The organism is Roseomonas sp. E05 (assembly GCF_030063475.1).
Taxonomy (GTDB): Bacteria; Pseudomonadota; Alphaproteobacteria; order Acetobacterales; family Acetobacteraceae; genus Pseudoroseomonas.
This window is the reverse complement of record NZ_JASIRT010000011.1, coordinates 26,576-47,745: the sequence shown is the minus strand read 5'-3', so window position 1 is coordinate 47,745 and position 21,170 is coordinate 26,576. Positions and strand designations below refer to the sequence as shown.

The following is a 21,170-nucleotide window of genomic DNA, read 5'->3' as shown; positions in this document are numbered from 1 at the left end:
CCCTGGATCATGGACGGAGCCAGAGAGGGTCCTGGTTCCGCTGATGGGTGGCGGATAGTTGGGAAGTGGCAGGAGAATTCCTGGGCTCACCCAGGAGATAGCCTCTGCATGCCGTATGGGAGGCCAGGGTGGGGGAATGCCGTGTTACGATCGGGCCTCTCGGAAGAAAGTGCAGAACTTTCTTGGGAGTCTCCCGCGGGTGCGGAGAGCCGGCTTTTCGCGGGACGAATGGGGCCCCCGCGAAGCCAGAACGATTGGAAAATTGCTGTTTTTTCTCCTAAAAATATAGAAAAATTCACTATTTATATAAAAATCCCTTTAAGCACGATATATTATCGTAATATAAACATTCTGGGTGCGGAGAGACACGATGCTGTGTGCTTCGCCGGGGTGCGGGTGCCTGCGCCTCAATGTCCTGCAAAGACGGGAGGAGGGGCAGCACGGCAGGAAAGTGCCCACCTCAGCCGCAACCCGGACACGGTTCGAAAGGGCATGTGCCGCCCGGGGAAGAGGAGGGTTACGGCCACACATGCTGGATGTGCCCCGGCCCCTCTCTCGACGGAAAGCATCCCCAACTTCATCGACACGCTGCCGGAGACGGTGAAGCACATCATCATCCGCCGCTTCCCGGAAGAGGTGCTGTCGCCGGGCGAGGTGCTGATCACCAGCGGCCCCTGGCTCAGCACCGGCCACCCCGTGGCCAAGCCGATCCTCCGCAACGGCAGGCTGGTGGCCTTCAACGCCTCCACCGCGCATGCACCCGACATTGGCGACAAGACCCGCAGCCCCGAACTGCGCGAGGTGTTTGATGAGGGCTTGCAGATCCCGCCCATAAAGCTGGTGCGTGGTGGGCGGGCGGATGAGACGCGGGCCGCGATCATCCGCAAGAATGCCCGCATGCCCGACCGGACCATGGGCGACCGGACCATGGGCGACCTCTGGGCGCAGGCTGTTGCTCCCGAGCTGATCGAGGAGCATCTGCTGGTCCTGATGAAGCAGGCGGCGCTCGGCCAACTGGCGGATCTGGCGGCCGAGATCCCTGGCCGCTGCGAGGCGGCGGCGCATAGGGCCATCACCACGCCCTCTGCCACACCCCGCAATGACGATGTGCGGGATCAAGCTCTGCACAGTCCGGGCCTCCCCAGCAACGAGAACGCCGGGCAGCCGATCTCAGTCGCAGTGCCTGCGGGCCGCAGCGTCAATCCCATCCTCCCCGCCTCGGGCGGCTCGCGGATGCTGATCGGGTACTATCTGTATGGTCCCGGAGCGCGCCGTGGCGCCCTGCGGCTCGCCCATCCGGGGGATGAACCAGTCGCGCGTGGCCGGCGGCGGGGAATGCATCTGACGAAGAGCTGCGCCTCCCCATCATGACCGGACCGGGGCCGCCTGGCTGCCCCCAGGCGACGTCGTGGCCTCCCCAGCCCGCACGCCGGTCAGCTCGTCAGCCGATCATCATCAGGTTGGCATTGCCGCCGGCGGCTGCGGTGTTGATGCTGGTGGCGCGCTCCTGCACCAACATGTCGAGCGGGAAGCTGCCGTCCGGGCGGGCGGCATGCAGCGCCACGATCGCACCTTCCGCTGCCGCAAGCTGCCGGGCGCGGGCCAGCACCCTCTCCGGCCCGCCATCGCCGAGCAACACGGCCTGCGCCATCGCCGCATTGCCCTGGCCGACCCAGGGCCGCAGCGCCGGCGGCAGCGCGCCGGGGTCCAGGGGGCCGTCGCGCTCGACCAAGGCGCGGTTGCCGGTGGCCAGCGCGGCGCCGATGGCGCGCAGCACTGCCGGCCGCGCGGCGCCGAGGCAGAGCACCGCACCGCGCGGCCCGGTGGCGTAGAGGTTGCGCTCGCCGACCGGCCCCGCCAGTTCGATCGTGACACCATGGGGCGTCGCGGCGAGCAGGCCGCGGACCTCCTCCGCCAGGCCCGCCTCGCCCCGGGCGGCCAGCCATTCCGCCCAGGCCCGCGCCGGCGCCGGCACCCGGCCCGCCGGCAGGCTGGCGGCCAGCGGGCATTCCGCCAGCAGGCGCCGCAGGTAGAGCGGCCCGCCCGCCTTCGGCCCGGTGCCCGAAAGCCCATGCCCGCCGAAGGGCTGCACCCCCACCACCGCGCCCACCAGGTTGCGGTTCACATAGACATTCCCCGCCCGCACGCGCTCCGTCACCTGCGTGATCCGCTCGTCGATGCGGGAATGCACGCCGAAGGTGAGGCCATAGCCGGTGGCGTTCACCGCATCCACCAGCGCGTCCAGCTTCTCGCGGCGGAAGCGCAGCACGTGCAGCACCGGGCCGAAGACCTCGCGTTGCAGCTCGGCGATGTCGCCGATCTCGATCACCGTCGGCGGCACGAAACTGCCCTGGCGGCAGTCCTCCGGCAGCGGCGCCTGATGCACGCGGCGGCCGGCGCGGCGCATCGCCTCGACATGCGCCAGGATGCCGTTCCGCGCCTCCTCGGTGATGACCGGGCCGACATCGGTGGCGAGCCGGTCGGGGTTGCCGACCGACAGCTCCGCCATCGCCGCCAGCAGCATGGTCAGCATGCGCTCCGCCACCTCTTCCTGCAGGCAGAGCACGCGGAGTGCCGAGCAGCGCTGCCCGGCGCTGTCGAAGGCCGAGGTCAGCGTATCGGCCACCACCTGCTCCGCCAGCGCCGACGAATCCACCACCAGCGCATTCTGCCCGCCGGTTTCGGCCACCAGCGGCACCGGCGTGCCATCCGGGTTCAGGCGCTTCGCCAACTCGGCCTGGATCAGCCTGGCCACCTCGGTGGAGCCGGTGAACATGACGCCGCGCACCCGCGCGTCCGCCACCAGCAGGGCGCCGAGCCGGCCATCGCCGGGGAGGAACTGCAACACGTCCGGCGGCACGCCCGCCGCGTGCAGGATGGTCACGGCCTGCGCCGCGATCAGCGGCGTTTCCTCTGCCGGCTTGGCGAGCACCGGGTTGCCGGCCGCCAGCGCCGCCGCCACCTGCCCGGTGAAGATGGCCAGCGGAAAGTTCCAGGGGCTGATGCAGAGCACCGGGCCGAGCGGCCGGTGCGTCGCGTTGTCGAAGCCGTCCCGCACCTGCGCGCCGTAGTAGCGGAGGAAGTCCACCGCCTCGCGCACCTCCGCGACCGCATTGGCCATCGACTTGCCGGCCTCGCGCGCGATCAGGCCAAGCAGCGCCGGCATACGCTGCTCCAGCAGGTCGGCAGCGCGCAGCAGGCAGGCAGCCCGCTCGGCCGGTGGGGTGTCGCGCCAGCGCGGCGCGGCGGCCTCGGCGGCGGCGAGGGCGTGTCCGGCCTCCGCCTCGCCGGCCTCGAGCACATGACCGACAAGGTCGCGCCGGTCGGCCGGGTTGCGCACCGCCCGCACCTCGCCCGCACCCTCGGAGCCGGCCACCAGGGGCACGGCTTGCCAGGGCCGCGCCGCGCTCTCCCGCAGCGCCTCCGCCAGCAGGGTCAGCACCGCCTCGCTGCTGAGGTCCATCCCGGCGGAATTCGCGCGCACCGGCCCGTAGAGGTCGCGCGGCAGCGGGATGCGCGGATGTGGCGCGCCCGGCGGCTGCATCGCCGCCACCTGCGTCGCCGGATCGGCCACCAGCGTCTCGACCGGCACCGCCGGGTCCTGGATGCGATTCACGAAGGAGGAGTTGGCGCCGTTCTCCAGCAGCCGCCGCACGAGATAGGCGAGCAGCGTGTCATGCGTGCCGACCGGAGCGTAGATGCGGCAGGGCCGGTCCAGCCCGTCGGGGCCGACGACCTCCTCGTAGAGCGGCTCGCCCATGCCGTGCAGGCACTGGAACTCGTAGTCGCCGGACCTGAAAGCCGGCCCTGCCATGGCATGGACGGCGGCGAGCGTCTGCGCGTTGTGCGTGGCGAACTGCGGGAAGACGCTGTCCCGCGCATCGAGCAGCTTGCGGGCGCAGGCCAGATAGGAGACGTCGGTATGCAGCTTGCGGGTGAAGACGGGGTAGTCCGCCAGCCCGTCGAGCTGCGCGCGCTTGATCTCGCTGTCCCAGTAGGCGCCCTTGACGAGCCGCACCATCAGCCGGTGGCCGCTGCGCCGGGCGAGATCGATGACGAAGTCCAGCACGAAGGGCGCGCGCTTCTGGTAGGCCTGCACCACGAAGCCCAGCCCGTTCCAGCCGGCGAGCGCCGGGTCGGCGCAGAGCGCCTCCAGCAGGTCGAGCGAGAGCTCCAGCCTTTCGGTCTCCTCGGCGTCGATGTTCAGTCCGATGCCATAGCGCTTGGCCAGCGCGGCGAGGGCCGCGACCCGCGGCAGCAGCTCGGCCAGGACGCGCTCCCGCTGCGCGCGGGAATAGCGCGGGTGCAGGGCGGAAAGCTTGATCGAGATCCCCGGACCGTCATGGATGCCGCGCCCGGCCGCGGCGGTGCCGATCGCTTGGATCGCTGCCTCATAGGCCGCGTGGTAGCGCGCGGCGTCGGCGGCGGTGAGGGCGGCCTCGCCCAGCATGTCGTAGGAGTGGCGGAAGCCCTTGGCCTCCATCCTGCGCCTGCGTGCCAGCGCCTCGGCGATGGTCTGGCCGGTGACGAACTGCTCGCCCATCATCCGCATGGCGAGATCGACGCCGCGGCGGACCACCGGCTCGCCGCAACGGGCGATGAGGCGCCGCAGCGCTTCCGAGAGCCCCTGTTCGCTGCTGGTCGCCACCAGCCTGCCGGTCACCACGAGCCCCCAGGCGGCGGCGTTGACGAAGAGCGAGGATGAGTGGCCGAGATGTGCGCGCCAGTTGCCCTCGCCCACCTTGTCGCGGATCAGCGCGTCGCGCGTGGCGGCATCCGGGATGCGCAGCAGCGCCTCGGCCAGGCACATCAGCGCCACCCCCTCCTGGCTGGACAGGGAGAATTCCTGCATGAGCCCCTCGACAGTGCCGCGCGTGCCCTTCCGGCGCAGCGCCTCCACCAGCCGGCGCGCCGTCGCCGCCGCCTGTTCGGCCTGGGCCGGGGGCAGGGTCGCGGCGGGCAGCAGGCGGGCGATGCAGTCCGCCTCGGGGGTGCGGGTCTGGCGGGTGACGGCGGCCCGCAGCGGCTCCTGCCGCGGCAGGGTCGTGAAGCGGCTGAAGAGCGCAGGCGCCACCTGCGGCGTGGCCAGGGCTTCGTCGGACGGCATGGGCTCTACGGCATCTCTGGTTCAATCGACGGTGTACCGGGAGGTCAGGCGAATTTGGTTCGGTAGTCAGGCCAGGATATAAAATTTTCGCCAAAGGCCCGCGTGAATTCGGTGACGGAAATTCGGTGCACATGGACGACATCGACAAGCGCCTTCTGCGCCTGCTGCAGAAGGATGGGCGCATGACGAACGTGGAACTGGCGCGGCAGGCGCATCTGAGCCCGCCCGCCACGCATGAGCGGGTGCGGCGGCTGCAGAAGGACGGCGTCATCGAAGGCTATACCGTCCGCCTGAACCCGGCGAAGCTGGACCGCGCGTTGCTGATTTTCGTCGAGGTCACGTTGGACCGAACGAGCACACGGGTTTTCGAGGATTTCGCCGCCGCCGTTCGCCGTACGCCGGAGATCATGGAGTGCCACATGATCGCCGGCGGCTTCGACTATCTCATCAAGGTGCGCGTCCGCGACATGGCGGCCTATCGCGCCTTTCTCGGCGCCACTCTCGTTGCGCTGCCCGGCATCCGCCAGACCCACACCTATACCGTGATGGAGGAGGTGAAGAGCACGACGGCGATCAATATTCCCTAAGGCCCGTCAGACACCCCTGCTACGTTCTGGTTGTTGGCCTGGGATGCGGGTTCTGAGCAATGGAGAGTGGGCGCGTCTGAAGACGGCGCTGGACGTGGCGGGATCTGGTACGGGGCGGCCTTTTCCGGACCAGCGGCAGACGGTTGAGACGGTGATCTGGCGTCAGCACAACGGTGCCAAATGGCACCCGGTGCCACCTGCGCTCGACCCGTGCTGGAAGGCTGCCCAGCTTGCAGATCCGCTGATCTCGGCCGGGCGTATGGGAGCGCACCTTTGCTCACCTGCGCGATGCCGGGCCAAGTCTCCGAATTCCGTGCCGCTCCGGCGCTGCTGCTCACCGCCGCTCATCTCGGCCATGTGGTCTGTGATGCCGCCTACCCGTCGGTGGCCTGGCTTGCGCTGATGGCCGAGGCGGGCGCCACCCCTTTGGCGCGCTCCAGCCCCACGCATCCTCGCCAGCCGCACTTCAACCGTGCCGCCTACCGGCGATGGCAACGCACCGAGAATCTCTGGGCGCGGCTGGCGGCTGAAAGAGTGGAGGGACGTCGCCACCGCTACAAGGCGGCTGCCAACTTCAGCAGCAGCCTGCACCTGGCATCAACCTTTGGCGGGTTGCCTGACGAACCTTAGGCCAAGGCTCTGCCAGAAGCCGCGGCCTGTTGAGGTGCCGAAGAGCTAATCCATTGATGGAGATGGCGGACCCGACACGATTCGAACGTGCGACCTTTGCCTTCGGAGGGCAACGCTCTATCCAGCTGAGCTACGGGTCCTCGCCAGGGGCTTCTTTAGCGGCAGTGGGCGCGCAGGGGAAGCCCCTCCCTGCGCGATTGGTCGGTTTCAGCCGCGCAGGGTGGCCTCCACTGCCGCTGCGGTGGCGAACAGGGCGGCATCGCCGTCATGCGCGCCGCTCAGCATCAGCCCGACCGGCGCCTCGCCCGGAGCGTGGCAGGGCAGGCTGATGCTGCAACGGTCGAGGAAGTTGAAGGCGGCCGTATTGCGCAGCAGCAGCAGGTTGATGCGGTTGTACTCCGCCTCCTCGTCCACCGCGCTGAGGGCAGGCGGCGTCAGCGCCGTGGTCGGGCAGAGCACGGCGTCATAGGATGCGGTCCTGGCCGCCACGGCGGCGATGATGCGGCTCCGGGCCTTGTGCAGATCCAGGTAATCCGCCGCGCTCATGCTGGCGCCCCGCAGGATGCGGGACAGGATGCGCGGATCGTAGCGGTCGCGCGCCCGCGCGATGAGGCCGCGATGCCAGGCATAGGACTCCGCCGCCGTGAAACCGCCCGCCGCATTGGTCGCGGGGATCTCCGCCAACTCTGGCAGGGCGAGACGCTCGACATGCGCGCCCGCTGCCTTCAGCCGCGTCACGGCGCGTGCAAAGGCCTCGGCGACGGTCGGCTCCAGCCCCTCGAAGAGATAGGTCTCCTCCGGCAGGCCGAAGCGCAGGCCGGCCAACGAGAGGACCGGCGGCGGCGCGGCCTCCTCCGCCCCGGCCATCAGCGCGTGCAGCACGGCGCAGCAGCCGACGGTATTGGCCAGCGGCCCGATGCTGTCGAGCGAACCGGAGAGCGGCAGCACGCCCTCCAGCGGCACGCGCTTCGCGGTCGGCTTGTAGCCGACGATGCCGCAGAGCGCCGCCGGCACGCGGCAGGAGCCGCCGGTGTCCGAACCCAGCGCGCCCAGTCCCATGCCGTCGGCCACGGCGACCGCGGCACCGGAGGAGGAGCCGCCGGGCAGCCGGCCGGTGGCGCGGTCCCAGGGTGCGCGCGGGGTGCCGTGATGCGGGTTGACGCCCAGGCCGCTGAAGGCGAACTCCACCATGTTGGTGCGCCCGAGTACGACGAAGCCGGCGCGCTCCAGCCGGGCCACGGCGGGTGCCGTGGCGGCGGCGGGCGGTGCATCCTCCAGCGCCACGGCGCCGGCGCGGGTCGGCACGCCCCGCTGGTCGAACAGGTCCTTCACCGAGATCGGGATGCCGGCCCAGGGGGAGGGGGCGCGGCCGGCGGCGCGCAGCCCGTCCATGGCGCGGGCCGCGGCGCAGGCGGCTTCCGCCTGCACCGCCAGGAAGGCGCGGCTGCCCTCGCCGGCGGGATCCGCGATGCGGGCCAGCGCCGCCTCCGTCAGGGCCAGCGCGGTGGTGCGGCCGGCCGCGAGGGCTTCGGCGGCGGCGGCGAGGGAGGTGATCGGCAGGCTCATGCGGCGTTTAGCTCCGGCGGAACAGACAGGCCGCATGCTGAGCGCGGCCGCGCCGCGCTGCAAGCTGGAGGGAACATTGCTGTTTGGGGGTTTGACAGCCTCCCTATTTCCGGCGCAACCTCCGCTGAAGAAAATCATATGGGGGGACGTACGATGACACGACGTCTGATGAATTGGGCGGCCGCAGCCGCCATCGCCCTGCTGGGCTGGACCTCCACCCCTTCGCAGGCGCAGGAGTGGCGCGGCTGGAACATCCATCCGCCGGACTACCCCGTTTCCAAGGGCATGGACCGCTTCAGCGAGCTGGTCGCCCAGCGCAGCAACGGTCGCCTGAAACTCAAGACCTACCACTCCGCCCAGCTCGGCCAGCAGGATGAAGCCATCCAGCAGATGCGCCTCGGCTCGATCGACTTCGCCGAGTTCAACCTGAGCCCGCTGAACAACCTGGTCGCCACCACCCAGGTGCTGACGCTGCCCTATCTGTTCCGCGACGTCGAGCACCTTCATCATGTCGTCGATGGCCCGGTGGGCGACGCCATCGCCGCCGATCTGGAGAAGGTCGGCATTGTGCCGCTCGCCTGGTACGACGCCGGCGCGCGCAGCTTCTACACCCGCAACAAGGTCACCAGCCCGGCCGACCTGAAGGGCATGAAGATCCGCGTGCAGACCTCCGATCTCTGGATCGACCTGGTCAAGGCGCTGGGCGCCAACCCGACGCCGCTGCCCTTCGGCGAGGTCTATACCAGCCTGCAGTCGGGCGTGATCGACGGCGCCGAGAACAACTGGCCCTCCTACGAGAGCACCCGGCATTTCGAAGTGGCCAAGTACTACATCACCGACGAGCATTCGAACGTGCCGGAGATCCTGGCTGTCTCGGCGACCCGCTGGCGCCGGCTGAACGATGCCGACAAGAAGCTGGTGAAGGACGCGGCGCGTGAGAGCGCCACCTACCAGCGGCAGCTCTGGGCCGAGCGCGAGAAGGTCTCGCGCGAGCGCGTCATCACCGGCGGCGCCGTCGTGACGGACGTCGAGGATCGCTCTCCCTGGGCGGAGCTGATGAAGCCGGTCTACGACAAGTACGCGGCCGATCCGAAGATGGCCGAACTGGTCAAGCAGATCCGCGAAACGAAATGAACCGGTGATCCGGGGCGCGGCGTCCGCAAGGGCGCCGCGCCTTTTTCATGTCTCGGCCGGCGGCCCCGTGCGGCCGCCCCGTTGCCCGCCGGAGTCGCTCTCCTTCGGAGTCCACCCGCCCATGAAGCTTTTCTCGCGCGTGCTGGATGGCCTCGCCACACTGGTCATCGTGCTCGCCTCCATCGCCATGGTGGCGCTGGTCGTCATCACCGGCTGGATGGTGTTCGGCCGCTACGTGCTGAACGACACGCCGACCTGGGTCGAGCGCGCGGCGACGCTGATCGTCGTCACCATTGCCCTGCCGGTCGCGGCGGTCGGCGTCCGGGAGCGCTTCCACCTTTCCGTCCTCGGCTTCCGTGAGGCGCTGCCGCCGGGCCCGTGCCGCGCCATCGAGGTGTTCTCCGACATCGTCGTCGGGCTGTTCGGCCTCGGCATGGCGATCTGGTCCTGGGAACTGGTGCAGACCAGCCAGGGCATCCGAATCCCGCTGCTCGGCATCAGCCAGGTCTTCACCTACCTGCCGCTCATCGTCAGCGGCGTGCTGATCGCCCTCTTCGCCGCCGAGCAGGCCCTGCTGGCCCTGATGGGGCGGCACACCGAAGCCCGTTCCGCCCCGTCGCTGGAGTAGCCCGCCCGTGGAAATCGGCCTGATCATCCTTTTCGCCATCTTCTTCGGCGGCATCGTCATGGGCGTGCCGGTGGCCTTCACGCTCGGCCTCGCGGCGCTCGGCGGCTTCCTGTGGGAGGGCATCAGCCCCGCCGTCGCCTTCCAGCAGATGACCGCGGGAATGAGCTCCTTCTCGCTGCTCGCCATTCCCTTCTTCATCTTCGCCGGCGAGATCATGATGCATGGCGGCATCGCCCGCCGGCTGATCGCGGTGGCGGCCAGCGCGGTCGGCTGGATGCGCGGCGGGCTCGGCATGGTGAACGTCGCCGCCTCGATGCTGTTCGGCGGCATCTCCGGCTCGGCAGTGGCCGATGCCTCGGCGCTGGGCAGCGTGCTGATCCCGGCCATGAAGCAGAAGGGCTACGACACCGACTACGCGGTGAACGTCACCGTCACCGCCTCCATCGCCGGCATCATGATCCCGCCCAGCCACAACATGATCCTCTACTCGCTGGCGGCAGGCGGCGGCATCTCGGTCTCGGCGCTGTTCTTCGCCGGCATCATCCCCGGCGTGGTGATGTGCCTCTGCCTCGGGGTCGCCGCCTATGTGCTGGCGGTGCGGCGCGGCTACCCGGCCGAGCAATGGCAGGGCTTCCGCCACCTGATCATGACCTTCCTCGACGCCCTGCCGGGGCTGATGACCGGCGTCATCATCCTGGGCGGCGTGCTGGGCGGCGTCTTCACGGTGACGGAGAGCGCCGCCTTCGGCGCCATCTGGGCGCTGGCGGCGACGCTGGTCGTCTATCGCGGCCTCTCCTGGGAGACCTTCAAGGTTGCGCTCGCCGCCTCGGTCCGCACCACCGCGGTGGTGCTGCTGCTGGTCGGCACCGCCACCGCCTTCGCCTGGCTGCTGGCGCTCTATGGCTTCGCCGACATGCTGACGCGCGGCATGCTGGCGATCAGCGACAACCCCGTGGTCATCCTGCTGCTGATCAACGTGGCGTTGCTGCTGCTCGGCTGCGTGATGGACATGGCCGCGCTGATCCTGATCACCACGCCGATCTTCCTGCCGGTGGTGCAGGCGCTCGGCATGGACCCCGTGCAGTTCGGCATGGTGGTGATGATGAACCTGGGCCTCGGCCTCACCACGCCGCCGGTCGGCGCTGTGCTCTTCGTCGGCTGCGCCATCGGCAAGATCCGCATGGAGCAGACGATGAAGGGCATCTGGCCCTTCTACGGCGCCATCCTGGTGGCGCTGGCCTTGACCACCTACTGGCCGGCTGTTTCCCTCACCCTGCCGCGCCTGCTCCTCGGCTACGGCCAGTGATGTCCTGAGGATCCGAACCCATGTCCGCTTCGCAAAAGCCCGTCCTGCTCACCGGCGCCTCCGGCAATCTCGGGCGCATGCTGGCCCGCGAGCTCGCCGCCCTCGGCCACACCCTGGTGCTGACCGATATCAAGGCCTTTCCGGACGAGATGCCGGCGGGCGCGAAGTTCACCACCGCCGATCTCGGCGACGAGGTGACGATGCACGATCTGGCGGATGGCTGCGGCGCCATCCTGCATTTCGGCGGCGTCTCGGTGGACCGGCCCTTCGAGGAGGTGCTCGATCCCAATATCCGCGGCCTCTACCACGTCTACGAGGCGGCGCGGCGGAACGCGGCGCGGGTGCTCTTCGCCTCATCCAACCACTCGATCGGCTTTCATGAGCGCAGCGAGAAGCTGGACCATGACTGCGCCTTCCGCCCCGACAGCTTCTACGGCCTCTCCAAGGCCTATGGCGAGCTGATCGGCCGGCTCTACTGGGACAAGCACGGCGTCGAGAACCTGAACGTCCGCATCGGCAGCTGCTTCCCCGAGGTGGCGAATGCGCGGATGCTCTCCACCTGGCTTTCCTATGCCGACCTGGCCCGGCTCTGCGACGCCTTCCTGAAGGCGCCGAAGGTCGGCCATGCCGTGGTCTGGGGCGCCAGCGACAACCCGGCCAGCTTCTGGGGCAAGGACCATCGCGACCGCATCGGCTGGCACCCGCAGGACACCGCCGAGACCTCCCGCGAGCAGGTGAAGGACAAGGTCTCCGACAACCCGGTGGTGGAGCGCTACCAGGGCGGCGACTACTGCGCCAACAACTACAGCCGCGCCACGCCGAGCCCGCGGGACCCCTTCGCGCTCGACTGAGCCGGCCTCCGGGCGCGGGCGATGCCCCGCGCCCAAGCCCTGATCATCCATCCTCGGGAGGATGCATGCGCCTCGAATGCGGCCCCTGGCGGGCTGATCTGCTGCCGGAGCGGGGCGCCCATTTCGCCGGCCTCGCCCATGCCGGGCGGGCGCTGCTCGACCCGGCCCACGGCGCCTTCTGGATGCTGCCCTGGACCAACCGGATCGACGGCGGCCGCTTCCCCTGGGCCGGCGAGACCTACCACTTCCCGATCACCCACCCCGATGAGGGCAATGCCCTGCACGGCCTGTCCCGAGCCTTGCCCTGGCAGGTGGAAACCGCTTCGGCGGAGCGGGCGGTGCTGACCCAGGCCCTGGCGCGGGCCCCCTTCGACTATGCCGCGCGGCTGGAGGTGGCGCTCTCCGAAGAAGGGCTGGCACTGGACCTCACCCTGCGCAACCGGGGCGCCGAGCCTTGCCCGATGGGCTTCGGCTGGCATCCCTGGTTCGCCCGGCCGGCGGGCTGCAGGGTCCGCTTCGCCAGCAAGGTCACCTTCCGGCGGAACGCGCGCAAGCTGCCGGTCGAGGCGATTCCTTCGCGCGGCCTGGACGGCGGCGAGGCCGACTGGCTCGGCACCGACGGCCATTTCGCCGGCTGGGACGGCGTGGCGGAACTGCACCGCCCCGACCTGACCCTGGTGCTGCGTGCCACCGGCGACTGGGCGCGCAACCTGCAGTTCTTCGCCCCCATCGACCGGCCCGTGCTCTGCCTGGAGCCGGTGAGCCATGTGCCGGACGTGATCAACCGGCCACAACTCGCGCCCTGGGGAGCAATGCGTGTGCTGGCGCCCGGCGAGGCGCTGCGGGGCACGATCGCCCTGTCGGTCGGCCCGGCAGCGTGATTCCACCGGGAGGCGGCGCCTCCCCGGGACCCCAGCCAAGGGCGACACTGTCACCCCGGACCCGCCTTCCGCCTTCGTGGCCTCAGCCGGCGCGCTGGCCGGCCAGCAGGACCCGGTCATACTGCACCCGCCAGCCCAGCCCGATCTTCAGCGTGGCGTGCTCCCGGGTGCTGCGGTGCAAGGGCCTGCGCCGCGGCGCCAGAGGCAAAGCGGGAATGGTTCAGTCGGCATGGGCATGCTGCCCCTCCCGCTTCGCCTGATGCCCTGGCGTGCCGCCGCGGAAGTTCAGCCACACCAGGATCGCCGCGGCCGCCAGGAAGGCCAGGTTGAGAAAGAAGGTGTAGTCGATGGCGAAACGTACCATCTCGTCGAGCGCGGGGCGCTGGTCGGGCATCATGCCGGCAAGAGCAAAGAGGTAGTGGACGCTGATTCCCGCCGCGACCATGCAGACATAGAGCAGCGCTGAAAGGTAGAGCGCATAGCGCCAGCCATAATACTTGGCATGCACCCAGACCACCGTCGCGGCCACCAGGTCGGCGCCGAGAAAGGCCATGACCCCGCCGAGGGAGGCCTGCTTGGACCACAGCATGGCCGCCAGGGGCACGTTGCCCATGGAGCCGATGAAGGTGAAGAAGGCCACGACCGGCGCGACGAGGGCGTTCTCGACGACGATGAGGAAGGAGGGGGAGGCCTGCGCCCCGTTCTCCACCAGGAAGATCGCGTTCCAGAAGGCCTGCGGCACGAAGACCGAAATGAAGCCGGCGATGGTGAAGCCGAACAGGATTTCCTTCCAGACCATTCGCCATTCCATGAAGAAGGCCATGGCGATGTGCTGCCAGCCCTCGCGGGAGAGCAGCTTCTCCCGCCAGCTGCCCCGCATGCCGTGTTCCATCTCCATGCCGCCCGCCTGCTGCGCCTCCTCGGCATGTGCCTTGCCCTGCGCGGCGAGGCGGGAGGGGAACCACAGGCTGGTGAGCAGGAAGGCATAGGCAATCATCAGCAGCCCGAGCAGCAGGTTGCCGACCATGAAACGCCAGCCCAGCAGCACCCAGAGCACGACGCCCAACTCGATGACGAGGTTCGTCGAGGCGATCAGGAAGGCAAGGGCATTGGCCGGGTGCGCGCCCTTGACCAGCACGGAGCGGGAGGCCGCCAGCGCCGCGAAGGAGCAGGAGGAGGAGATGAAGCCGAAGAGGCTGGCCAGCGCCGTTTCCTTCACGCCCTTCGCCCCGAGAAGCCGCGCCATCTGCTCGCGCGACACCAGCACCTGAATGCCGGCCGAGATGATGTAGCCAAAGATCAGTGCCCAAAGGGCCTGCCAGAGCATCCCGGCTCCGGTCAGGAAGGCGTCGAGAATCCGCTCCATCCGGTCACCCTTTCTCACTTGCGTCCCTGGCCAGACAACCAGCCAGGAGTGAGGGTGTTGCATGTCGCACCCGTCTAGGCAGCGTGGCGGTGCTGCGCCATCCTCGCGCCCATGCCGAACGCGCTTGTCCTCGGGGCCGGGATCATGGGCCTTTCCGCCGCCTGGGGCCTGTCCCGCGCAGGCTTCTCCGTCACCGTCGTCGAGCAGGACCCGGTGCCGAACCCGCGCGGCGCCAGCGTGGACGAGCACCGGCTGATCCGTCACGCCTATGGCGCCGCCACCGGCTACACGCGGATGGTGGAGGAGGCCTATGCCGCCTGGGACCTGCTCTGGGCGGATCTCGGCGAACGCCCCTACGTGCCGACCGGCGTTCTGGCCGTGGCCAGCCGGCAGGAAGGCTGGCTGGCCGAGAGCCGCGCCACCCTCGCCGCCCAGGGCCACGCCTTCACCGATCTCGCCCCTGCCGCGCTCGCCGCCCGCTTTCCGATGCTGGGCACCCACGGCATCGGCGCCGCGTTCCACATGGCGAGCGGCGGCGTGCTGCTGGCCAGCCGCATCGTGGGCGCGCTGGCGCGGCACCTGCGCGGGCGCGGCGTGCGCTTCCTGCAGGCGCGGGCCAGGGCGGCCGATCCCGCCCGCGCCAGCCTGACGCTGGAGGACGGCACCCGCCACGCGGCCGACCGCCTGGTGCTCGCCGCCGGCCCCTGGGCGCCGCGCTTCCTGCCGGGCCTCGCCGGGCGCGTCACCGCCTCCCGCCAGATCGTCGTGTATCTGGAGCCGCCGCCGGCACACCGCGCCGCCTGGGAAGCCGCACCCATGCTGCTCGACCTCTCGGATGAGGGGGGCTTCTATGCCGTGCCGCCCGTCGCCGGCACGCCGCTGAAGGTCGGCGACCACCGCTTCTCCCTGCAGGGCGACGCCGAGGACCCGCGCGAGGCCAGCGCCGCCGAGGCAGAGGCCATCCTCGCCCTGGCCCGGCCCCGGCTGCGCGATGCGAGCGCCTATCGCCTCCTCGGTGCGCGCGCCTGCTACTACGACGTCGAGCCGGAGGAACGCTTCATCGTCGAGCCGCTGGGAGAGCGCTGCGTCGTCATGAGCGGCTTCTCCGGGCATGGCTTCAAGTTCGGCGCGCTGCTCGGGCTGGCGGTGGCGGCGGGCAATGCCGAGGCGCTCGCCAGATGGGCCGCAGGGCAGGGAGGCGCCGCCCCCCTGCACCCCCCGCCGGGGTAACAGTGTTACCCCGGACCCCGCCATCCGTCATCAAAGGGTCACACGCCGCGCCGAAGGCGAATGCCTAGCTTGCGCCATCGCGAATCGACAACGGGGGCGCCGATGCGTCGTCTTCTCCTCGCCACCTGCCTGCTGCTGCCGGGCATCGCCCAGGCCAGGCCTGAGATCACCATCCTCGACAACAGCGATCCGTCGCTGCGCCTTGGGCAGTTCCGCTTCGAGGGTGGCAAGACGCTGGACCTCGATATCGGCATCGGCAGCGCCGCCTATCACCGGCCGAACGACCCGGCCGACATCGTCTACACCCTCTCGGACCGCGGCCCGAACATCGCCTGCAGCGATGCCGAGGGCATCACCGGCCTCGCCGCCGACAGGATCTGCGCGGCCGACAAGCGCGGCCGGCTCTACCCCCTCCCGGACTACGCGCCGACGCTCTATGGCGTGCAGCTCCTGCCCGGGCAGAAGCGCTTCCGCGTCTTCGAGGCGATCGCCCTGAAGACGCAGGACGGCCGCCCCATCACCGGCCTGACCAATCCGCTGAAGGGGCGCACCGAGCAGCCGCTGGATGGCGAAGGCCAGAAGCTCGACTTCGATCCCTCCGCCATCGACGCCGAGGGCCTGCTGCGCCTGCCGGATGGCAGCTTCTGGGTGGGCGAGGAGAACGGCCCCTCCCTGGTGCATGTCGGCGCCGATGGCCGCATCCTGCGCCGGGTGGTGCCGGCCGGTACCGCGGGCGAGTTCGCCGGCGCCGGCTACGAGGTGGTGGACGGCCTGCCCGCCCTCCTGGCGAAGCGCCAGTCCAACCGCGGCATCGAGAGCATGGCGGGCAGGCCGGATGGCGCCACCCTCTACGCCATCCTGCAGAACCCGCTTGCCAACCCCGATGCCGCTGCCTATCGGGACGCCCGCAACACCCGCCTGCTGCGCTACGACCCCGCCACCAACACGGTGACGGGCGAATGGATCTACCAGCTCGACGACCCGCAGAGCTTCCGCAACGACCCCTCGAAGAAGCAGAGCGATCCGCGCATCTCCGAACTGGCCTGGCTCGGCCCCGAGCGCCTGCTGGTGCTGGAGCGGACCGAGAAGACCACCAAGCTCTACGAGGTGAGGCTGGATCAGGGCGCCACGAACATCAACGGCACCCGCTGGGACGAGGCGGCGACGCAGCCCAGCCTGGAGCAGGTCGGAGACCTCGGGGGCACCGACCTCAAGCCGCTGGCCAAGCGCCTCCTGCTCGACAGTGCCGATCATCCGGAACTGCCGGCGAAGATCGAGGGCATCGCCCTGCTGCCGGGCGGCACGCTGATGCTGATCAACGACGACGACTTCGGCATTACCGGCGAGCACACGCGCATCGCGCTGGTGAAAGGCGTGCTGGACTGAGCGCGGGGCCAAGGGAGGCGCCGCCTCCCGTCGGACGCAGTGCGTCCGACCCCTCTGTCGGGGTGGCCGTGCCACCCCGGACCCCGCCAACCGGCAGAAAAAAGATGGGGGTCCGGGGGAATTCCTTCCCCCGGACTTTTTCCCTTACTTGAAGATGATGGGAGCGTCGTCCGCCGGCATGTCCGGCAGCGGCACCTCGATGCGGATGCTGCTGGGGTCCACCTTCGGGCCGGAATCCAGCCAGTAGGTCACGCTCTGCGGCCAGAGGATGACGGTGGCCACCAGCACGAGCTGCATGCACACCCAGGGAATGGCGCCCCAGTAGATGTCCTTGGTCAGCACCTCCTTGGGGGCCACGCCGCGCAGATAGAACAGCGCGAAGCCGAAGGGCGGGTGCATGAAGCTGGTCTGCAGGTTCACGCAGAGCAGCACGCCGAACCAGACCAGGTTGATGTCGAGTTTCGCCGCCGCCGGCGCCAGCAGCGGCACGACGATGAAGACGATCTCGAAGAAGTCGAGGAAGAAGGCCAGGAAGAAGATGAAGATATTGACGAAGATCAGGAAGCCGGTCTGGCCGCCCGGCAGGTGCGAGAGCAGGTGCTCGATCCAGAGCGCGCCGTCCACCCCCTGGAACACCAGGCTGAACACCGTGGAGCCGACCAGGATGAAGATCACCATGGCGGTCAGCCGCATGGTGTTCTCCATGGCCTGGCGCAGCAGCGCCCAGGTCAGGCGGCGGTTGATGGCGGCCAGCGCCATGGCGCCCACCGCGCCCATGGCGCCGGCTTCCGTCGGCGTGGCGATGCCGAAGAAGATGGTGCCGAGCACCAGGAAGATCAGCACGATCGAGGGCACCATGCCCTTCGCCACGCGCCAGTAGAGCGGCCAGCCGCGCGGCCCCAGCGCCTCGGGCGGCAGCGGCGGCACGCGGTGCGGCTGGAAGATGGCGACCAGCGCGATGAACAGGATGAACAGCGCGATCTGCAGCATCGAGGGGCCGATCGCGCCGGCATACATGTCGCCCACCGAGCGGCCGAGCTGGTCGCCGAGCAGGATCAGCACCAGCGAGGGCGGGATGAGCTGGGCGATGGTGCCGGAGGCGGCGATGACGCCGGTTGCGATCCGCATGTCGTAGCCGTAGCGGAGCATCACCGGCAGGCTGATCATGCCCATGGCGATGACCGAGGCCGCCACCGTGCCGGTGATGGCGCCGAGCACGGCACCCACCAGGATGACGGCGATGGCGAGCCCGCCCGGCACCTTGCCGAAGAGCTGGCCGGTGCCCTCCAGCAGGTCCTCCGCCAGCCCGCAGCGCTCCAGCACCGCCCCCATCAGGGTGAAGAAGGGGATGGAGAGCAGCAGCTCGTTCGACATGATGCCGAACACCCGGAAGGGCAGGTTGCCCAGATAGGCCGGGGTGAAGAAGCCGAGGTCGATGGAGAGGAAGCCGAAGAACAGCCCCGCCGCGGCCAGCGAGAAGGCCACCGGGAAGCCGATCAGCAGGAACACGACGAGACCGCCGAACATCAGCGGCGGCATCATCTCAAGGGTCAGCATCGGGGAGGATTGTCCGCGTTACGGGGTGGCGATCATTGGTCGGGGCGGTGGTAGTCGGTGACCACCCCACCCTGCGGGGTGATGCCGCGCAGCAGCGCGGCGCGCTTGATCAGCTCGGCCAGCCCCTGCAGCCAGACCAGCGCGAAGCCGACGGGCAGGATCAGCTTCACCGGCCAGCGGATCAGCCCGCCGGCATTGGAGGACTCCTCCATGCGCTGCCAGCTGTCGAGGAAAAAGGGCCAGGTCATCCACGCCATCAGCCCCATGGCCGGCAGCAGGAACAGGATCAGGCCGACCACGTCCACCCAGAGCCGGGCGCGCGGCGAGAGGTTGCCGAACACCAGGTCCACGCGCACATGCTCGTTGCGCATCAGCGTCGGTGCGGCGCCGAGCATGACGATGCCGGCAAAGAAGTACCACTGCACCTCCAGCCAGGCGTTCGAGGAGTAGTTGAGGCCGTAGCGCACCACGGCATTGCCGGCACTGACCAGGCAGGCCAGCAGCACCAGCCAGTAGGCGATCACACCGAAGGCGGTGCTGACCTTGTCCATCGCCCGACTGAAGCCAAGCAGGGCACCCATCCAGCGGGTCCTTCCAGATCTGACACAAACAAAGCCGGCGCCACGCGGGCGCCGTGGGAGAAGGGGAGCCCGGCGCCGCGCGGGCGGCGCCGGGGCGGCCCTCAGCGGCGCTGCTGCGCCTCCTGGCCGTACATAGCATAGACGAACTGGTCGAAGCTGTGCTCCGTCACCCGGAACCAGCCATATTCGGTGTCCCGGAACTCCCGCCAGCCGTCGTAGATCTTCTTGAAGGTGGCGTTCTGGGCGGCGATCTCATCGTACAGCTCGAAGCTGGCCTTGTAGGCGGCGCCCATGACGTCGCGGGGGAAGGCGCGCAACTGCGTGCCGGCGGCGATCAGCCGCTTCAGCGCCGCCGGGTTCTGCACGTCGTACTTGGCAATGGAGGTGAGGGTGGCGTCGTGGCAGGCGCTCTCCAGGACCTCCTTGTAGAGCTTCGGCAGCTCGTCGTACTTGGCCTGGTTGACGTAGAGCGAGAGGTTGAGGCAGCCCTCCCACCAGCCCGGGAAGTAGTAGTAGGGCGCGACGCGGTTGAAGCCGAGCTTCTCGTCGTCATAGGGGCCGATCCATTCGGCGGCGTCCACCGTGCCCTTCTCCAGGGCCGGGTAGATGTCGCCGCCGGCGATCTGCTGCGGCACCACGCCGAGCTTCTGCATCACGTTCCCGGCCAGGCCGGCGATGCGCATCTTGAGCCCGTTCAGGTCCTGCACCGACTTGATCTCGCGCCGGAACCAGCCGCCCATCTGCGCGCCGGTATTGCCGGCGGGGATGGAGACGATGTTGTAGCCGGCGAAGAACGTGCGCAGCGCCTCGCGGCCGCCCCCTTCGTGCATCCAGGCGTTCATCTGCCGGGTGTTCAGGCCGAAGGGGAGGGTGGCGTCGAAGGCGAAGGTCGGGTCCTTGCCGACGAAGTAGTAGGAGGCGGTGTGGGCACACTCGACGGTGCCGTTCTGCACCGCGTCCGCCACCTGCAGGCCCGGCACCAGCTCCCCGGCGGGGAAGGCGCGGATCTGGAACTTGCCGTCCGTCAGCGCCGCGACACGCTGTGCGACATGCTCGCCGGCGCCCCAGATGGTGTCCAGCGAACGGGGGAAGGAACTGGCCAGCCGCCAGCGGATTTCGGGCGCGGTCTGGGCGATGGCCGGGGCGGCCAGCGCCGAGGCGCCCAGCACGGCGCCACCGGTCAGCAATTGGCGACGGATCATTCGGTCTGAGGCTCCCTTGGACATTCGGCGGCTCACGCCGCCGGCCTGTCCCATTTTGCGGGTAGAGCCTTGGTTTTGTCATCGTCCGCCAGCAGCCACCGCGAAATATTATTATGGATGATCGTTCATCCCTGCGCTCCCGTGCCGCGACTGGGCAACGATTCCGGCGCGCCACGCTTGCTCCCCGTGGAGCGGGCCGCAGCGAGGGACACGGATGCCGAAAGAGGGAAGCTCGAAGCTGGCGGTCTACGCCGCGCTGGCCGGGAACGTCGCCGTCGCCGCGACCAAGTTCGGCGCCGCCCTGCTCTCCGGCAGCTCGGCGATGTTGAGCGAGGCGATCCATTCCACCGTCGACTCCGGTGACCAAGTCCTCATGCTCTACGGCATGCACAAGGCGAGCCGGCCGGCCGACGAGCTGCACCCCTTCGGCCACGGTCTGGAGGTGTATTTCTGGAGCTTCATCGTGGCGATGATGATCTTCGGCGTCGGCGCCGGCGTCTCGGTCTGGGAGGGCATCGAGCAGATGCTGCATCCCGTGCCGGCACAGAGTGTCTGGATCAGCTATGGCGTGCTCGCCCTCGCTTTCATCTTCGAGGGCATCAGCCTGTTCTTCGGCGCCCGCGAGTTCCGCAAGCAGGCGCGCCCCCGGGGCAACTGGCTGCGCGCCGCCCGCACGACCAAGGACCCCATCGCCATGACGGCGGTATTCGAGGACAGCGCGGCGGTGGCCGGCGTGGTGATCGCTGCGCTCGGCCTTACCTTCGACTATGTCTTCGGCTGGCCGGTCATGGAAGGGGTGGCCTCGCTGCTGATCGGCCTGCTGCTCGGCGGGACCGCGCTCTTCCTGGCGCGGGAGAGCCGCAGCCTGCTGCTGGGCGAGAGCGTCTCGCCGGAGGTGCGGCGGGACATCGCCGGGCTGGTCCGCGCCGATCCGCGGGTGGTGCGGCTGGATCGCATCCTGACCCTGCATCTCGGGCCGAACCACGTGCTCGTTGGCCTGACCCTCGACTTCCAGGACCAGCTCGGCGACGAGGCGGTGGAGGCGAGCACGCGGGAGATCGCCCGCCGCATCCGCGCCGGGCATGAGGAGGTCCGTACGGTGCTGTTCGAGCCCCGGGACAAGTCCGTCGCGGCGGCCTCGGCCGCCTGACGGGGCCG

General features: G+C 69.5%; 17 protein-coding genes, 1 tRNA gene and 1 pseudogene. 12 read left to right on the top strand and 7 right to left on the bottom strand.

Going from position 1 to position 21,170, the window contains the following annotated elements; all coding sequences use genetic code 11:
- The first annotated feature begins 9 nt into the window (after positions 1-9).
- Positions 10-1,371, top strand: coding sequence for a hydantoinase B/oxoprolinase family protein (locus QMO56_RS26920; protein ID WP_349362356.1), 1,362 nt, complete (start codon positions 10-12; stop codon positions 1,369-1,371).
- A gap of 70 nt (positions 1,372-1,441) precedes the next feature.
- On the opposite strand, the gene putA is transcribed toward QMO56_RS26920, so the two are convergent.
- Positions 1,442-5,107, bottom strand: a complete 3,666-nt coding sequence (gene putA / locus QMO56_RS13120) for a trifunctional transcriptional regulator/proline dehydrogenase/L-glutamate gamma-semialdehyde dehydrogenase (protein ID WP_283526358.1) — start codon at positions 5,105-5,107, stop codon at positions 1,442-1,444.
- 131 nt (positions 5,108-5,238) lie between these two features.
- Between putA and QMO56_RS13115 the strand changes: the two genes are divergently transcribed.
- From QMO56_RS13115 to QMO56_RS13110, 3 genes and pseudogenes are all read left to right on the top strand, one after another.
- Positions 5,239-5,694 (top strand): Lrp/AsnC ligand binding domain-containing protein, encoded by a 456-nt coding sequence (locus QMO56_RS13115; protein ID WP_283526356.1) that lies wholly within the window; start codon positions 5,239-5,241, stop codon positions 5,692-5,694.
- Positions 5,695-5,737: 43 nt separating this feature from the next.
- A pseudogene (locus tag QMO56_RS27005) lies at positions 5,738-5,905 on the top strand (transposase); the annotation flags it as partial.
- Between the two features lie 62 nt (positions 5,906-5,967).
- Positions 5,968-6,324 (top strand): transposase, encoded by a 357-nt coding sequence (locus QMO56_RS13110; protein WP_283526354.1) that lies wholly within the window; start codon positions 5,968-5,970, stop codon positions 6,322-6,324.
- Between the two features lie 63 nt (positions 6,325-6,387).
- On the opposite strand, the gene QMO56_RS13105 is transcribed toward QMO56_RS13110, so the two are convergent.
- Positions 6,388-6,464: transfer RNA gene (locus QMO56_RS13105), tRNA-Arg, on the bottom strand.
- Between the two features lie 67 nt (positions 6,465-6,531).
- A complete protein-coding gene (locus QMO56_RS13100) occupies positions 6,532-7,890 on the bottom strand; it encodes an amidase (protein ID WP_283526353.1) in 1,359 nt (452 codons plus the stop codon).
- A gap of 153 nt (positions 7,891-8,043) precedes the next feature.
- On the opposite strand from QMO56_RS13100, the gene QMO56_RS13095 reads away from it, so the two are divergent.
- The 5 genes from QMO56_RS13095 (at position 8,044) to QMO56_RS13075 (ending at position 12,690) form a co-directional block, all read left to right on the top strand.
- A complete protein-coding gene (locus tag QMO56_RS13095) occupies positions 8,044-9,024 on the top strand; it encodes a TRAP transporter substrate-binding protein (RefSeq protein ID WP_283526351.1) in 981 nt (326 codons plus the stop codon).
- A gap of 121 nt (positions 9,025-9,145) precedes the next feature.
- The gene (locus tag QMO56_RS13090) at positions 9,146-9,652 is read left to right on the top strand and encodes a TRAP transporter small permease (RefSeq protein WP_283526350.1); all 507 of its coding nucleotides are present in this window, start codon (positions 9,146-9,148) and stop codon (positions 9,650-9,652) included.
- 7 nt (positions 9,653-9,659) lie between these two features.
- A complete protein-coding gene (locus tag QMO56_RS13085; protein WP_349362355.1) occupies positions 9,660-10,958 on the top strand; it encodes a TRAP transporter large permease in 1,299 nt (432 codons plus the stop codon).
- Positions 10,959-10,978: 20 nt separating this feature from the next.
- Positions 10,979-11,809, top strand: a complete 831-nt coding sequence (locus QMO56_RS13080; protein WP_283526348.1) for an NAD(P)-dependent oxidoreductase — start codon at positions 10,979-10,981, stop codon at positions 11,807-11,809.
- 65 nt (positions 11,810-11,874) lie between these two features.
- On the top strand, positions 11,875-12,690 hold the full coding sequence (locus QMO56_RS13075; protein WP_283526346.1) for an aldose epimerase: 816 nt from the start codon (positions 11,875-11,877) through the stop codon (positions 12,688-12,690).
- A gap of 220 nt (positions 12,691-12,910) precedes the next feature.
- Here QMO56_RS13075 and QMO56_RS13070 read toward each other — a convergent pair whose 3' ends face one another.
- Entirely contained in the window at positions 12,911-14,056 is a 1,146-nt protein-coding gene (locus QMO56_RS13070; protein ID WP_283526345.1) for a permease, read from the bottom strand.
- A gap of 111 nt (positions 14,057-14,167) precedes the next feature.
- Here QMO56_RS13070 and QMO56_RS13065 point away from each other — a divergent pair, with 111 nt between their 5' ends.
- Positions 14,168-15,286 (top strand): FAD-dependent oxidoreductase, encoded by a 1,119-nt coding sequence (locus QMO56_RS13065; protein WP_283526343.1) that lies wholly within the window; start codon positions 14,168-14,170, stop codon positions 15,284-15,286.
- 102 nt (positions 15,287-15,388) lie between these two features.
- Positions 15,389-16,672 carry an esterase-like activity of phytase family protein gene (locus QMO56_RS13060; protein ID WP_283526342.1) on the top strand — a complete coding sequence of 428 codons (1,284 nt, stop codon included), beginning with the start codon at positions 15,389-15,391 and terminating at the stop codon, positions 16,670-16,672.
- 144 nt (positions 16,673-16,816) lie between these two features.
- On the opposite strand, the gene QMO56_RS13055 is transcribed toward QMO56_RS13060, so the two are convergent.
- From QMO56_RS13055 to QMO56_RS13045, 3 genes are all read right to left on the bottom strand, one after another.
- Entirely contained in the window at positions 16,817-18,229 is a 1,413-nt protein-coding gene (locus tag QMO56_RS13055) for a TRAP transporter large permease subunit (protein WP_283526340.1), read from the bottom strand.
- Between the two features lie 32 nt (positions 18,230-18,261).
- Positions 18,262-18,810 (bottom strand): TRAP transporter small permease subunit, encoded by a 549-nt coding sequence (locus tag QMO56_RS13050; protein ID WP_283526338.1) that lies wholly within the window; start codon positions 18,808-18,810, stop codon positions 18,262-18,264.
- Positions 18,811-18,911: 101 nt separating this feature from the next.
- Positions 18,912-20,012, bottom strand: a complete 1,101-nt coding sequence (locus QMO56_RS13045) for a TRAP transporter substrate-binding protein (protein ID WP_283526336.1) — start codon at positions 20,010-20,012, stop codon at positions 18,912-18,914.
- Between the two features lie 214 nt (positions 20,013-20,226).
- On the opposite strand from QMO56_RS13045, the gene QMO56_RS13040 reads away from it, so the two are divergent.
- Positions 20,227-21,162 (top strand): cation diffusion facilitator family transporter, encoded by a 936-nt coding sequence (locus QMO56_RS13040; RefSeq protein ID WP_283526335.1) that lies wholly within the window; start codon positions 20,227-20,229, stop codon positions 21,160-21,162.
- Positions 21,163-21,170 lie beyond the last annotated feature (8 nt).

Excerpts from the sequence above, each read along its gene's own strand:
- QMO56_RS26920 (WP_349362356.1), top strand. The coding sequence starts at position 10 with ATGGACGGAGCCAGAGAGGGTCCTGGTTCCGCTGATGGGTGGCGGATA.
- putA (WP_283526358.1), bottom strand. The coding sequence starts at position 5,107 with ATGCCGTCCGACGAAGCCCTGGCCACGCCGCAGGTGGCGCCTGCGCTC.
- QMO56_RS13115 (WP_283526356.1), top strand. The coding sequence starts at position 5,239 with ATGGACGACATCGACAAGCGCCTTCTGCGCCTGCTGCAGAAGGATGGG.
- QMO56_RS13100 (WP_283526353.1), bottom strand. The coding sequence starts at position 7,890 with ATGAGCCTGCCGATCACCTCCCTCGCCGCCGCCGCCGAAGCCCTCGCG.
- QMO56_RS13095 (WP_283526351.1), top strand. The coding sequence starts at position 8,044 with ATGACACGACGTCTGATGAATTGGGCGGCCGCAGCCGCCATCGCCCTG.
- QMO56_RS13090 (WP_283526350.1), top strand. The coding sequence starts at position 9,146 with ATGAAGCTTTTCTCGCGCGTGCTGGATGGCCTCGCCACACTGGTCATC.
- QMO56_RS13080 (WP_283526348.1), top strand. The coding sequence starts at position 10,979 with ATGTCCGCTTCGCAAAAGCCCGTCCTGCTCACCGGCGCCTCCGGCAAT.
- QMO56_RS13075 (WP_283526346.1), top strand. The coding sequence starts at position 11,875 with ATGCGCCTCGAATGCGGCCCCTGGCGGGCTGATCTGCTGCCGGAGCGG.
- QMO56_RS13070 (WP_283526345.1), bottom strand. The coding sequence starts at position 14,056 with ATGGAGCGGATTCTCGACGCCTTCCTGACCGGAGCCGGGATGCTCTGG.
- QMO56_RS13065 (WP_283526343.1), top strand. The coding sequence starts at position 14,168 with ATGCCGAACGCGCTTGTCCTCGGGGCCGGGATCATGGGCCTTTCCGCC.
- QMO56_RS13060 (WP_283526342.1), top strand. The coding sequence starts at position 15,389 with ATGCGTCGTCTTCTCCTCGCCACCTGCCTGCTGCTGCCGGGCATCGCC.
- QMO56_RS13055 (WP_283526340.1), bottom strand. The coding sequence starts at position 18,229 with ATGCTGACCCTTGAGATGATGCCGCCGCTGATGTTCGGCGGTCTCGTC.
- QMO56_RS13050 (WP_283526338.1), bottom strand. The coding sequence starts at position 18,810 with ATGGGTGCCCTGCTTGGCTTCAGTCGGGCGATGGACAAGGTCAGCACC.
- QMO56_RS13045 (WP_283526336.1), bottom strand. The coding sequence starts at position 20,012 with ATGATCCGTCGCCAATTGCTGACCGGTGGCGCCGTGCTGGGCGCCTCG.
- QMO56_RS13040 (WP_283526335.1), top strand. The coding sequence starts at position 20,227 with ATGCCGAAAGAGGGAAGCTCGAAGCTGGCGGTCTACGCCGCGCTGGCC.